We start from the raw sequence: 12,663 nt of genomic DNA on the forward strand, positions 1-12,663 counted from the left end.
TGGGGGGAGTTGTCGCGACAGCGGCTGAGGGGGTGATGTGCGGCGGGAAGGGAGCGCGCGCCCTTAAGGGGGCGCTGGGGCGGGGGCACTGGCCTGGGGGCGGTCCCCGCCGGGCGGTGGGGCCATGGCCGCCGAAGGCCCGGGGCGGCCCGGGGGCCGGCTGAAGCCGAGCTTCTGGATGAGGCGGTCGGCCTGGGCTTCGAGGGGAAGGGCGCGGAAGTCGGGGTCGAGGGCCTCGAGGTCCATGAGATGCTCGAGGCGGTCGGCGAAGTCGTCCTCGTCCTCGGTCTCCCAGTCGATCTCGTTCCAGACGAGGGTCTCGACGCGGCTGCGCACGGCGTCCCAGTGGCGGGCGCTGGCGCGGTCGCGGGCGTCCTCGGCGATGCGGGCTTCCTCGCGCTGGAGGGCGCGGACGTCCTTCCGGATCTTCACGCGCAGGGCGTAGGTGAGGCGGATGGAGCGGCCGGTCCCTTCGAGGGCCTTGGCGAGGCCTTCGAGTTCGGAAGCGTCTTCGGTGGCCTGGGCAACCCTGTGGAGGCGATCGGCGAGGTCGAGCTGGAGCTGGGCCACATGGGCGAGGCCTGCGTCCATCTCCTCCAGCAGCTGGGCGTCGCTCACCATGAACGAAAAGAGAACACCGATCGGCCGCAAAGTCAAGTCAAACCGTGCGGATGCTTCCCCTGACGGGGCTGCCCGGAGCGGCTAAGGGACGATCGGGGCGGACCAAGAAGGCGGAGAGCTGACCCCGGGCGCCCTCCTCCGGCCCTGCGGGCCGCATCCCCCAGAGCGGGAGGATGGGGAGGTTCTGCCTAGAGGGCGGCACGGAGGGCGGCGGCGATGCGGGGGACGTCGGCGTCGGCGAGGGCGGGAAACAGGGGCAGGGAGAGGCAGCGGGCGTACCAGGCCTCGGCCCCCGGCAGGGACAGGTCGCCGTAGCGGGCCCGGTAGTAGGGCTGGCGATAGACCGGGATGTAGTGCACCTGGCTGCCGATCCCCTGGGCCTTCAGGGCCTCCATCACCGCCCGGCGGGTGGTCCCGGCGGCTGCAAAGTCGATCAGCACGGTCAGGAGGTGAAGCGCCGGATCGCTCCAGGCCGGCCGGACGGCCGGACGGACGACGGGCGCCAGGGGCGCCAGGGCCGCCTCATAGGCGGCGGCCAGGGCCCGGCGGCGGGCCACGAACCTGGGCAGCTTGGCGAGCTGGGAGAGGCCCAGGGCGCAGAGGACGTCCGGCAGGCGGTAGTTGAAGCCCGGCTCGGCCATCTCGTACCACCAGGGCTCGGCGCCCTCGGGGCGTATCATGCCGTGGGAGCGGAAGCGGCGCAGGCGGGCGGCCAGGTCCGGGTCGTTGGCGACCACCATGCCCCCCTCGCCCGTGGCGATGGTCTTCACCGGATGGAACGAGAAGGTGGCCAGGGCCGAGTGGCGGACATCGCCCACCCGCTCGGGCCCCTGGCCGAAATCCATGGTCGAGCCGAGGGCGTGGGGGGCGTCCTCCACCAGCACCGCGCCGGCCTCGGCGGCCAGGGCCGCGAGGGCCGGCAGCTCGGCCACGTCGCCCCGCAGGTGGACGGGCAGGACGGCCCTCAGGCGGCGGCCCTGCAGCCGGCTCATGGCCTCGCGCAGGGTGTCGGGGGTCATGAGGCCGGTGTCGGGATCGACGTCGGCGAACACCACCTCGGCCCCCACGTAGCGGGCGCAGTTGGCCGTGGCGAGGAAGGTGATGGCCGGGACGATCACCGCCTCGCCGGGGCGCACGTCCAGGGCCAGCATGGCCAGGTGCAGGGCGGCGGTGCCGTTGGCGCAGGCCACGGCGTGGCGGGCGCCCACCACATCGGCGAAGGCCTGTTCGAAGCGCTCCACCAGGGGGCCGGTGGTGAGGAAGTCGCCGCGCAGGGCCTCGGCCACGGCGGCGACGTCGTCGTCCTCGATGGTCTGGCGGCCGTAGGGGATCAGCGGGGCCGTCATGGCGGCGTCAGTCGCCAGCCCGGCGGCGGCGGACCGGCCCCTCGCTCTCCAGCATGGCCAGGAAGGCGGCGGCGTCGAGCCACTCGTCGTTGGTGTCGGAGGCGTAGGAGAAGCCCTCGGGGGCGGGCACGCCGGGGAGCGGCGGGCGCTGGTATTCGGCGAAGGCCGGCTCGATGACATAGCGGTCGCCGAGGTCGAGGGTGGTGCGGGCGTCGTCCGACGAGATCATCATCTCGTGCAGCTTCTCCCCCGGGCGGATGCCGATGACCCGGATGGGCAGGTCGGGGGCCATGGCCGCGGCGATGTCGGTGATCTTCATGGACGGGATCTTGGGCACGAAGATCTCGCCGCCGCGCATCATCGCCAGGGACGAGAGGACGAAGTCGACCCCCTCGTCGAGGGTGATGAGGAAGCGGGTCATGCGCGGGTCGGTGATCGGCAGCTCGGCGGCGCCCTTGGCGATCAGCCGCTGGAACAGCGGGGCGACCGACCCCCGGGAGCCCACCACATTGCCGTAGCGGACCACGGCGAAGCGGGTGCCGATGTCGCCCGACAGGTTGTTGGCGGCCACGAAGGTCTTGTCCGAGGCGAGCTTGGTGGCGCCGTAGAGGTTGATGGGGTTGCAAGCTTTGTCGGTGGAGAGCGCCACCACTTGCCGCACCCGGTTGGCGAGGCAGGCCCAGACGACGTTCTCGGCCCCCAGGACATTGGTGTGGATGCACTCCGAGGGATTGTACTCGGCCGCCGGCACCTGCTTCAGGGCGGCCGCGTGGATCACCACGTCCACCCCGCGCACGGCCAGGGTGAGGCGCTCGCGGTCGCGGATGTCGCCCAGGAAGAAGCGCAGGCGGGCGAGCTTCTCCGGGCCGAAGCGTTCGGCGAGGTCGATCTGCATCTCGCTCTGCTTCAGCTCGTCGCGGGAATAGACGATGAGCTTGCGGGGGTTGGCCCGGGACAGGACGGTCTCGACGAACCGGCGGCCGAAGCTGCCGGTGCCGCCGGTGACGAGGATGACCTTGCCGTCGAGGTCGAGGCTTTGCGGCGCAAATCGGCCCAAGGGGCGCTCCGGAGCAGCGATTCGTCAGTGCGGCCCGAGTGTCCGGGGCGGGCCGTAAAGAGACCTCTAACCCTGGTTGCAGCAGAAGGGCGGCATGGATCGCCGCCTCCTCATCGGCCGGATCGGGCTCCTGGCCCTGGCGCCGCTCTTGGCCGTGTCGGCGGCCGGGCCGGCGCGGGCCGCGGGCAAGGGGGAAAAGGCCGCCGCGGGCGGAACCACCTATGTGCCCCTGCCGGCGGTGCTGGGCGTCACCCGGCGGGCGGACGGGCGGCGCGGGGTGCTGTCGGTGGAATGCGGCCTGGACGTGCCGGACGCGGCCCTGCGCGAGCGGGCCGAGGCCTCCCTGCCCCGGCTGCGCTCGGCCTTCATGTCGACGGTGCAGACCTACGCCGCCGGCCTGCCGGTGGGCGCCCCGCCGAACGTGGACTTCATTGCCCGGGCCCTGCAGCAGCAGACCGACGCCGTGCTCGGGCGGCGGGGCGCCCGGCTGCTGCTGGGCGCGGTGGTGGTCAACTAGGGCCCCGGCCCATTCCCGCCCTTCGGCCCACCTCCCCCAGAGGGGGAGGATCGGTCACATGGCGCTGATGCCGCCATCCAGCTTGAGTTCGGCGCCGGTCATGAAGCGGCTCTCGTCCGAGGCCAGATAGACCACGGCGTTGGCGATGTCGTCCGGCTCGCCGATGCGGCCGAGGGGCACCTGGCGGGCCAGCTTGGCCTCGGCCTCGGCCTTGCCGAAGCGCTGGCGCAGGGGGTCGAGGATCGGGGTGTCGATGAAGGTGGGGTGGATCGAGTTGGAGCGCACGTCGATCCCCTGCTTGGCGCAGTGCAGGGCGATGCCCTTGCTGAGCAGCCAGACCGCCGCCTTGGAGGCGTTGTAGGCCGGGGTGTTGTGGCCCGCGATCAGGCCGGCGATGGAGCTGATGTTGATGATCGAGCCCGGCTGGTTCTGACGCAGGTACTTGAGGGCGTGCTTGGTCCCCAGGAACACCGAGTCCACGTTCACGCTCATCACCAGCTTCCAGTCCTCGAGGCTGAGGCTCTCGATGTCCCCGCCCCGGCTGATGCCGGCGTTGTTCACCAGCACCGAGATGCCGCCCATGGCCGCATCGGCTTCCTCCAGGGCGTAGATCCACTGGTCCTCGCGGGTGACGTCGAGGGGGAAGGCGAAGGCGGTCCCCTCGCCCTGGGCCTGGTTGATCTCGGCGGCCAAGGCGCGCGCGCCCTCGGCGTTGATGTCGGCGAGGCTGACCTTGGCCCCCTCGGCGGCGAGCTTGCGGGCGAAGGCCGCCCCGAGCCCCTGCGCCGCGCCCGTGATGAAGGCCTTCTTGCCGGCGACCCGTCCTGCCATGTGCGTCCTCTCCCTGGGTTCGTTGATCATTTCGCGTCGTCCCGGCTGGAGCGGAGCGCCGATCCGGGAGGACGTTCAGCCATGCCCGGAAATCTCGTCCATGAACCGGGCCAGGGTCACGTCCAGCTCGGTCACGCCGGCCTCGCCGTCGGCGGTGTCGTGGGTGGCGAGCGTCACCTCCACCCGGTTGTAGACATTGAACCACTCGGGATGGTGGTCGAGTTGTTCGGCGCGGATCGCCGCCCGGGTCATGAAGCCGAAGGCCGCGTTGAAGTCCTTGAACCGGAAGGTCCTGGCGATGGCGTCGCGACCGCCCTCCGCCTTCGTCCAGCCGGTGAGGCGCGTCAGGGCCGCCTCGGCGCCGATCCTTAGGGGGCGGGTCATGGTCGCGGGCTCCGTCAGGGGAAGGTCATGCCGAGGATGCGCGAGAGGTCGTCCAGGGCCTGGGCCTCGCCGGTGACCTTGATGGCCTGCATGCCGAGGCCGGCGGCCGGCTTGCAGTTGATGCCGAGGTCGTCGAGGTAGACGCAGGCCTGCGGCTGGACGGCCAGCAGGTCGCACATCATCAGATAGATGCGCGGGTCGGGCTTGCGCACCCCGGCCTTGGAGCTTTCGATGATGGCGTCGAACAGCGGCATGACCTGGGCCATGGCGCCGGCCGCCCGCTGGCCCTCGTCCTGGCCGGGACTGTGTTCGGAGACCACGTTGTTGGTGATGCAGCCCACCTTGTAGCCGGCGGCCTTGCAGGCCTTGAGCGCCTCCACCATCCGAGGACGCAGGGCGCCCGAGATGAGCGGCAGGACGTCGGCCCCGCGGACCGGATGGCCGAGGGCGGTGGACTCCGCGAGGAACAGCTCGTCGAAGCGGGCCGCGTCGATCTCGTTGCGCTCGAACAGGGCCCAGGCGTTGGTGTCGGGATTGGTGGCGTTGACCGTGCGGATCAGGTCCTTGGGCAGGCCCCGCTCGGCCTCGAAACGGTTGAACGCCTCGAAGGGCGAGGTGGTGAAGACCCCGCCGAAATCCCAGATCACCGCCTCGATCGCCATGCGTACGCCTTTTCCGAAAATCGCGGGCGGACGCTAGAGAGGCGGAGCTTCGCATGCAAGATGAGGCGACATGGCCCGATCCGTCGTCCGACCCGTCGCCTACGGCCTCGCCTGGGCTGCGGTGCTCTATGCCTGCCTTGCGCCGACCGAGGCGCTGCCCGGCGTCAGCCTGTGGGACAAGGCCCAGCACGCCCTGACCTGGGCCGCCCTGACCGGGTTCGGCCTCGCCCTGTGGCCCCGGCGGCCCTGGCGGGTGGCGGCGGCCGCCGCGGCGCTGGGCCTGGCGGTGGAGGTCCTGCAGGCGACCATGGACCTTGGCCGCACCGGCGAGGCGGCCGACCTGGCGGCCGACGTCCTGGGCGTGGCGGCGGCGCTGGCCGTCTTCGCCCTATTCCGCCGGCGCCGGGGCTAGGCCCGCGGCGGGCCGGGGACCGGAGGGCGGCTGCGCAGCCGCGGCCCGGCGCGCCTCCAGGGCCGCCCGGGTGGCCTCGTAGGTGCGCCGGTTGATCCCGTAGAGCGAATAGAAGCCCACGGCGATGACGCCGGGGATGGCGGCCAGGATGCTGTCCCAGAGGGCGAGGTCGAACAGCACCTGCGGCGGGACGTCGGCGATGCTGCGGGCCTCCTTGGGGAAGCCGATCAGGGTGATCACCGCCCCAGCCACGGCCGTGCCGACGGCGAGGTCGATCTTCCCGGCCACGTTGCGGGTGGAATAGAGGATGCCCTCCTGGCGCACGCCGTACTTGAGCTCGTTCTCGTCGGCGATGTCGGCCAGGGCCGACATGGCGCTGATCTGCAGGACGCTGACGGCCCCGTACTGGACGGCGGCGAAGGCGATCAGCATGGGCAGGATGCCGGGCGTCTGCGGAGAGACCACCCCGGCTATGCCGAGCACCAGGGGGATCGGCGGGACCACGGCGTAGACCAGGGCCGCCAGCATCAGGGTCTTCTTCTTGTCGATGCGGCCGTGCAGGCGCGGGGCGAAGATGAAGGCCGTGAGGTAGCCCGCCAGGCTGCCGAAGACGAACAGCGACAGCTGCTTGGACGACAGGTCCCAGTAGAAGGTGTTGACGTACATGCGCAGGCCCTCGCGCATGCCGATCATCAGGGCGGCGAAGAAATAGGCGGCCAGCAGCCAGACGTAGTTGATGTTGGTCAGCGCCTTGCCGAAGTCGCCGACGAAGCCGCGGAGGCTGAAGGCCGGCTCGTCGGGGCTGGCCTTGGGCAGATAGGGGATGCGGTCCCTGGTGAACCAGGCCGAGACCAGCATGGCCGAGACGCTGACCAGGCCGATGGCGGCGGCGTAGCGGGGCCAGGGCTCGGGGTTCAGCAGGCCGCGGGGAAACGCGGGCGTGGCCGGGAAGAAGATCAGGGTGGCGCCCACGAAGGTCAGGGCCCCGCCGCCCCAGTTGAAGAAGCTGTAGTAGGCCATGACCTTGGACCGCTCGGTGTAGTGGGGCGAAAGCTCGCCCCCGAGGGCCAGGTGCGGGACGTAGAAGAAGGTCATGGCCTGGCGCATCAGGATGACCGACGCCGTCAGCCAGATCAGCAGGCCGGTCTGCGACAGGCCGGCCGGCGGGGCGAAGATCGCCCAGGCGGTGAGGCCCGTGGGGATCGCGGCGGCGAACAGAAAGGGATGGCGGCGGCCCCAGCGCGACTTCGTCCGGTCGGAGATCGAGCCGATGATCGGGTCCGAGACCGCATCGAGGATCAGGCTGGCGGAGATGGCGAGGCCGACCAGGTGAGCGGGCACGCCCAGCACCTGGCTGTAGAACAGCAGGGCGAAGCTGGAGACCGAATAGAGGGCCACCATCTCGGCGGCGCCGCCGAGGCCGAAGGCGAGCTTGGTCCGGATGGGCAGGCGGTCGGCCGCTGGGGGGACGCGGGCCATCGTCGGTTCCTCCGAAGGTTGCGCTCTGTCGGCGCTCTCCGGGAGGCAGCAAGCCTCAAGGCCGACGCCGGGTCAACGCGCCATACCCGCCTTTCGATCAGAGACCGGCGTGCGGCGAACGGCTGACTTTGGCCCCCTGGACCTGCTAGAAGAGGGCCTGACATTCCCCAAGACGTCAGGTCGGGCGCAAGAACGCGCCCCGGCCGGCGCGAACGCCGGATCATTCCATGCCCCGCGCCCACGTCCCTCCCGCCGCCGGCCACAATCTGGGGACCCGCCCCGAGATTTCGCACCTGAAGCGGATCGACGAGCGGCTGCGCTGGCTGGCCACCTGGACGATCCACAACGCCAACCACCTGCGCGAGAGCCGCGACGGGCTGAAGGTGGGCGGCCACCAGGCCTCCTGCGCCTCGATGACCACCATCCTGACGGCGCTCTATTTCCATGCCCTGCGGCCCCAGGACCGGGTGGCGGTGAAGCCCCACGCCAGCCCCGTGTTCCACGCCGCCCAGTATCTGATGGGCCGCCAGACCCGGCAGCAGCTGGAGGATTTCCGCAGTTTCGGCGGCGCCCAGTCCTACCCGTCGCGCACCAAGGACCGGGACGACGTGGACTTCTCTACCGGCTCGGTGGGCCTGGGCGTGGCGATCACCGCCTTCGCCTCCCTGACCCAGGACTATCTGAAGGCCCACGGCTGGCTGGACCCCGCGCGCGAGGGCCGGATGGTGGCCACCCTGGGGGACGCCGAGCTCGACGAGGGCAACATCTACGAGTGCCTGATCGAGGCCTACAAGCACGACATCCGGAACTGCTGGTGGATCGTCGACTACAACCGCCAGAGCCTGGATGCGACCACCGCCGACCGGATGTTCGACCGGTTCGACGACATCTTCGAGACGGCCGGCTGGCGGGTGGTGACGCTAAAGTGGGGCAAGGTCCAGGAGGCGGCCTTCGCCCGGCCGGGCGGGGCGGCGCTCAGGGACTGGATCGAGGCCTGCTCCAACGCCGAATACGCCGCCCTCACCTACCAGGGCGGCGCCGCCTGGCGGCAGCGGCTGATGCGCGACCTCGGCCGGCAGAAGGGCGTCCCGGCCCTGCTGCAGAGCTTCACCGACGCCGAGCTGCACCAGCTGATGATCGGCCTCGGCGGCCACTGCATCGAGACCCTCACCGAGGCCTTCGACGCGGCGGCCCAGGACGACAAGCCCACCCTGTTCATCGCCTACACGGTCAAGGGCTTCGGCCTGCCGCTGCAGGGGCACAAGGACAACCACGCCGGCCTGATGACCTCGGCCCAGGTGGAGGCCCTGCGCGAGAGCCTGGGCGTGCCGCCGGGGGCCGAGTGGGAGCCCTATGCGGGCCTGCCGCCGGACGAGGCCGAGGCCTTGCGGGCCTTCGTGGCCCAGGCCCCCTTCGCCCAGGACGCCGAGCGCCGGCCCGCGGCGGCGCCCGTGCCGGTCCCGGCCGAGGCCGAGTTCCCCATCCCCGAGGGCGAGGAGCAGTCCACCCAGGCGGCGTTCGGGCGAATCCTGCTGGAGCTCGCCAAGTGGGGGGCGCCCCTGGCCGACCGCATCGTCACCACCAGCCCGGACGTGACCGTCTCGACGAACCTCGGCGGCTTCGTGAACCAGCGGGGCCTGTTCCGGCGGCGCGAGACCGCCGACGTTTTCCGCGACGCCAAGATCCCCTCGCCGCAGAAGTGGGCGGGGGGCCATGCGGGCCAGCACGTGGAGCTGGGCATCGCCGAGCACAACCTGTTCCTGAACCTGGCCGCCCTGGGGCTTTCGGCGCCGCTGTGGGGCGAGCGGCTGCTGCCCATCGGGACGGTGTACGACCCCTTCATCAGCCGCGGCCTCGATGCCCTGAACTACGCCTGCTACCAGGACGCCCGCTTCATGCTGGTGGCGACGCCGTCGGGCCTGACCCTGGGCCCCGAGGGCGGGGCGCACCAGTCGATCTACACGCCGCTGATCGGCATCGGCCAGCCGGGACTGACCTATTTCGAGCCGGCCTTCGTGGACGAGCTGGCCCTGGTCATGCGCTGGTCGTTCGAGCACATGCAGGCGCCGGACGGCGGCTCGGTCTATCTGCGGCTGACGACCCGGACCCTGAAGCAGGCGGAGCGGCCGGACGCGGCCTGGAAGGCCGACGCCCTGCGCGGCGCCTACTGGCTGAAGCCGCCGGCGGCGGGATCGGACGCGACCCTGGTCTTCTGCGGGGCGGTGGCGCCCGAGGTGCTGGCCGCGGCGGAACAGCTGGCCGAGGACCTGCCGGGCCTGGGCGTGCTGAACGTGGTCTCGCCGGGGCTGCTGCACCGGGACTGGATGGCGGCCCGGCGCGCCCGCTGGACACGCGGCGAGACCCGCCGGAGTCACGCCGAGGCGCTGCTGTCTCGGCTGACCCCCGGCGCGGGCCTGGTGACGGTGGTGGACGGCGCCCCGGCGACCCTCTCCTGGCTGGGCGGGGTTAAGGGCATGCGGGTCAGCGCCCTGGGCCTCGACGCCTTCGGCCAGGTGGGGGACCTGCCCGACCTCTACCGCCACTACCGCCTGGACGTGGACGCCATCGTCGACGCGGCGGCGGAGCTGTTCTTGTAGGGACGATCCTCCCCCTTTGGGGATGTGGCCTGGAGGGTCCGAGGGGCGCGTCGCCGGCTTGTGGGCGGCCCCCCTCGGTCACTTGCGACAGCTCTCCCAGAAGGGAGCGGCGAACGGTCCCTAGGCGGCCAGGGCCTGTTCCAGATCGGCGATGAGGTCGGCGGTGGATTCGACGCCGACGGAGAGGCGGATCAGGCCGTCCTCAATGCCGATGCGGGCCCGGGTCTCGGGGGGGATCGAGGCGTGGGTCATGATCGCCGGGTGCTCGATGAGGCTTTCCACCCCGCCCAGGCTCTCGGCCAGGGTGAACAGGCGGGTGCGCTCCAGCATCCGGCGGGTTCCGTCGAGATCGCGGTCGAGGACGGCGGTGATCATGCCGCCGAAACCGTTCATCTGCCGCCGGGCGAGTTCGTGCTGCGGATGGCTCTCCAGGCCCGGGTAGATGACCTTGCGCACGTCCCGGCGGGTTTCCAGCCAGCGGGCGATGGCCAGGCCGTTCTCGCAGTGCCGCTCCATCCGGAGGGCCAGGGTCTTCATGCCGCGGAGCGTCAGGAAGCTGTCGAAGGGCGAGGCCACGGCGCCCACGGCGTTCTGCAGGAAGACGAGCTGGTCGCGCAGGGCGGCGTTGTCGCCCACCACCAGGGCGCCGCCGACCACGTCGGAATGGCCGCCGATGTATTTGGTGGTGGAGTGCATCACCACGTCGAAGCCCAGCTCCAGGGGGCGCTGGACATAGGGGCTGGCGAAGGTGTTGTCGGCGGCGGCGATCAGGCCCCGGCGCCGGCAGAGGTCGGCGATGGCCTCAAGGTCGGCCAGGCGCAAGAGCGGATTGGTGGGCGTCTCGACCCACACCATCCGGGTCCGCGGCGTGATGGCGGCCTCGATGGCCGAGAGATCGGCGAGGTCGACGAAGCTGAAGGACAGGCCCGCCGAGCGGCGGCGCACCTTGTCGAACAGCCGGAAGCTGCCGCCGTAGAGATCCTCGGAGGCGATCACATGGTCGCCGGCGTCGAGCACCTCGAGCAAGGTGGAGATGGCCGCCAGGCCCGAGGCGAAGGCGTAGCCTCGCGTGCCGCTCTCCAGGTCCGCCAGGCCGCGCTCCAGGGCGAAGCGCGTGGGGTTCTGGCTGCGGGAATATTCGAAGCCGGTGTGCACGCCCGGCGAGGACTGGGCGTAGGTGGAGGTGGCGTAGATCGGCGGCATCACCGCCCCGGTGACGGGGTCGTGGCTCTGGCCGCCGTGGATCACGCGGGTGGCGAAGTCCAGCCGGTTCTTTCCCTTCTGTTCGGTCACGCCGTGCGCCTCAGATAGTTGATCAGATCGATGCGGGTGATGAGCCCGAGGAACTCCTTGCCGTCCATGACGATGGCCACGCGGTCCATCTCGAAGATCGGCAGCAGCGCCTCGAGGGGCTCGCCGGCCTGGAGGGTGACGAGCTTGGCGGTCATGGCCGTGGACACCGGCTGCTTGAAGCGGCCCTCGGCGTCGCGGCGCTCCACGGCCTCCAGCAGGTCGCTCTCGTCGATCAGGCCGATGAGGCGCCCGTCGTCCATGACCGGCAGCTGGCTGACGTCGGCTTGGCGCATGCGGTTGTAGGCGGTGAGCAGGGTGTCGTCGGGACCGACGGTGACGGCCTCGCCCTCGCTGCGGGCGATGAGGTCGCGCAGGTCCCCGTGCAGCTGGCGGTCGGCCAGGCCCTGCTCGGCCACCCAGCTGTCGTTGTACATCTTGGAGAGGTAGCGGGAGCCGGTGTCGCACACGAGGGTGACCACCCGCTTGGGTTCGGTCTGCTCGCGGCAGTAGCGCAGGGCCGCGGCCAGCAGGGTGCCCGACGAGGAGCCCGCGAGGATGCCCGCCCGGGTCAGGAGTTCGCGCGCGGCCGCGATGCTCTCCTGGTCGCTGATGGCGTAGGCCTTCTCGACGAAGGAGAGGTCGCAGTTGTCGGGCACGAAGTCCTCGCCGATGCCCTCGACGATCCAGGAGCCGGCCTCGACGTGCTTCCCCTCATTGACCAGGGGCGCGAGGATCGAACCCACCGGATCGGCCAGGACCATGCGGGTCTTGGGCGAGGCCTTGGCGAAGAAGCGGCCAAGGCCCGTGAGCGTGCCGCCCGAGCCGACGCCGACGACCACGGCGTCCACGTCGCCGTCCATCTGCTCGAAGATTTCGGGCCCGGTGGTGGTCTCGTGGGCGAGCGGGTTCGCCGGGTTCTCGAACTGGTTGATGTAGACGGCGTTGTTGAGCTTGGCGGCGATGGCCTCCGCCATGTCCTGGTAGTACTCGGGATGGCCCTTGCCGACGTCGGAGCGGGTGATGCGCACGTCGACGCCCATGGCGCGCAGGTGCTGGATCTTCTCCCGGGCCATCTTGTCGGGGACCACCAGCAGCAGCTTGTAGCCCTTGAGCAGGCCCACCTGCGCCAGGCCGAGGCCGGTGTTGCCGGCGGTGGCCTCGACGATCGTGCCGCCGGGCTTGAGCCGGCCGTCCTTCTCCGCCGCCTCGATCATCGAGCGGGCGATCCGGTCCTTGATGGAGCCGCCGGGGTTGGCGTTCTCAAGCTTCACGAACAGCCGGCACGGGCCGGTGTCGAAGCCGGAAAGCTCGACCATGGGCGTCCGGCCGATCAGGTCGAGGGCTGAGGCCGCGATCGGCGGCAAGGGCGGGGTCGTCACGGGCGTTCCTCGGAATTTGGCCTTCGTTCGGGCCTTCACATTGGGTGGAAGCAGGCGGCCTTCAACGAAACCGGATTGCTTCGCG

General features: G+C 71.0%; 12 protein-coding genes. 3 read left to right on the top strand and 9 right to left on the bottom strand.

What is annotated here, in order from left to right; translation table 11 throughout:
* Positions 1-63: 63 nt before the first annotated feature.
* The 3 genes from BO64_RS02940 to pseB all read right to left on the bottom strand — a co-directional run bounded on the left by BO64_RS02940 (position 64) and on the right by pseB (position 3,024).
* Positions 64-621, bottom strand: a complete 558-nt coding sequence (locus tag BO64_RS02940) for a hypothetical protein (protein ID WP_496401780.1) — start codon at positions 619-621, stop codon at positions 64-66.
* A 188-nt stretch (positions 622-809) separates the two neighbouring features.
* Complete coding sequence (gene pseC, locus BO64_RS02945; protein ID WP_496401781.1) at positions 810-1,967, bottom strand: UDP-4-amino-4,6-dideoxy-N-acetyl-beta-L-altrosamine transaminase; 1,158 nt, start codon at positions 1,965-1,967, stop codon at positions 810-812.
* A gap of 7 nt (positions 1,968-1,974) precedes the next feature.
* Complete coding sequence (gene pseB / locus BO64_RS02950; RefSeq protein WP_496401782.1) at positions 1,975-3,024, bottom strand: UDP-N-acetylglucosamine 4,6-dehydratase (inverting); 1,050 nt, start codon at positions 3,022-3,024, stop codon at positions 1,975-1,977.
* A 94-nt stretch (positions 3,025-3,118) separates the two neighbouring features.
* On the opposite strand from pseB, the gene BO64_RS02955 reads away from it, so the two are divergent.
* On the top strand, positions 3,119-3,541 hold the full coding sequence (locus tag BO64_RS02955) for a Tat pathway signal protein (RefSeq protein ID WP_496401783.1): 423 nt from the start codon (positions 3,119-3,121) through the stop codon (positions 3,539-3,541).
* Positions 3,542-3,595: 54 nt separating this feature from the next.
* Here BO64_RS02955 and BO64_RS02960 read toward each other — a convergent pair whose 3' ends face one another.
* From BO64_RS02960 to BO64_RS02970, 3 genes are all read right to left on the bottom strand, one after another.
* On the bottom strand, positions 3,596-4,372 hold the full coding sequence (locus BO64_RS02960; protein ID WP_496401784.1) for an SDR family oxidoreductase: 777 nt from the start codon (positions 4,370-4,372) through the stop codon (positions 3,596-3,598).
* 75 nt (positions 4,373-4,447) lie between these two features.
* Positions 4,448-4,756, bottom strand: coding sequence for a 4a-hydroxytetrahydrobiopterin dehydratase (locus BO64_RS02965; RefSeq protein WP_496401785.1), 309 nt, complete (start codon positions 4,754-4,756; stop codon positions 4,448-4,450).
* Between the two features lie 14 nt (positions 4,757-4,770).
* Positions 4,771-5,418: an HAD-IA family hydrolase gene (locus tag BO64_RS02970; protein ID WP_496401786.1), complete on the bottom strand. Its 648-nt coding sequence runs from the start codon at positions 5,416-5,418 to the stop codon at positions 4,771-4,773.
* Positions 5,419-5,488: 70 nt separating this feature from the next.
* On the opposite strand from BO64_RS02970, the gene BO64_RS02975 reads away from it, so the two are divergent.
* Positions 5,489-5,830, top strand: coding sequence for a VanZ family protein (locus BO64_RS02975; RefSeq protein WP_496401787.1), 342 nt, complete (start codon positions 5,489-5,491; stop codon positions 5,828-5,830).
* Here BO64_RS02975 and BO64_RS02980 read toward each other — a convergent pair.
* The gene (locus BO64_RS02980; RefSeq protein ID WP_496401788.1) at positions 5,807-7,309 is read right to left on the bottom strand and encodes an MFS transporter; all 1,503 of its coding nucleotides are present in this window, start codon (positions 7,307-7,309) and stop codon (positions 5,807-5,809) included. The genes BO64_RS02975 and BO64_RS02980 overlap by 24 nt on opposite strands.
* 227 nt (positions 7,310-7,536) lie before the next feature.
* Here BO64_RS02980 and BO64_RS02985 point away from each other — a divergent pair, with 227 nt between their 5' ends.
* A complete protein-coding gene (locus BO64_RS02985; RefSeq protein ID WP_496401789.1) occupies positions 7,537-9,906 on the top strand; it encodes a thiamine pyrophosphate-binding protein in 2,370 nt (789 codons plus the stop codon).
* A gap of 120 nt (positions 9,907-10,026) precedes the next feature.
* On the opposite strand, the gene BO64_RS02990 is transcribed toward BO64_RS02985, so the two are convergent.
* Positions 10,027-11,199, bottom strand: coding sequence for a cystathionine gamma-synthase (locus BO64_RS02990; protein WP_496401790.1), 1,173 nt, complete (start codon positions 11,197-11,199; stop codon positions 10,027-10,029).
* A complete protein-coding gene (locus BO64_RS02995; protein ID WP_496401791.1) occupies positions 11,196-12,578 on the bottom strand; it encodes a pyridoxal-phosphate dependent enzyme in 1,383 nt (460 codons plus the stop codon). The genes BO64_RS02990 and BO64_RS02995 overlap by 4 nt, the downstream gene beginning before the upstream one ends.
* Positions 12,579-12,663: the final 85 nt, after the last annotated feature.

Source organism: Phenylobacterium composti DSM 19425 (assembly GCF_059568645.1).

Excerpts from the sequence above, each read along its gene's own strand:
- BO64_RS02940 (WP_496401780.1), bottom strand. The coding sequence starts at position 621 with ATGGTGAGCGACGCCCAGCTGCTGGAGGAGATGGACGCAGGCCTCGCC.
- pseC (WP_496401781.1), bottom strand. The coding sequence starts at position 1,967 with ATGACGGCCCCGCTGATCCCCTACGGCCGCCAGACCATCGAGGACGAC.
- BO64_RS02955 (WP_496401783.1), top strand. The coding sequence starts at position 3,119 with ATGGATCGCCGCCTCCTCATCGGCCGGATCGGGCTCCTGGCCCTGGCG.
- BO64_RS02960 (WP_496401784.1), bottom strand. The coding sequence starts at position 4,372 with ATGGCAGGACGGGTCGCCGGCAAGAAGGCCTTCATCACGGGCGCGGCG.
- BO64_RS02965 (WP_496401785.1), bottom strand. The coding sequence starts at position 4,756 with ATGACCCGCCCCCTAAGGATCGGCGCCGAGGCGGCCCTGACGCGCCTC.
- BO64_RS02970 (WP_496401786.1), bottom strand. The coding sequence starts at position 5,418 with ATGGCGATCGAGGCGGTGATCTGGGATTTCGGCGGGGTCTTCACCACC.
- BO64_RS02975 (WP_496401787.1), top strand. The coding sequence starts at position 5,489 with ATGGCCCGATCCGTCGTCCGACCCGTCGCCTACGGCCTCGCCTGGGCT.
- BO64_RS02980 (WP_496401788.1), bottom strand. The coding sequence starts at position 7,309 with ATGGCCCGCGTCCCCCCAGCGGCCGACCGCCTGCCCATCCGGACCAAG.
- BO64_RS02985 (WP_496401789.1), top strand. The coding sequence starts at position 7,537 with ATGCCCCGCGCCCACGTCCCTCCCGCCGCCGGCCACAATCTGGGGACC.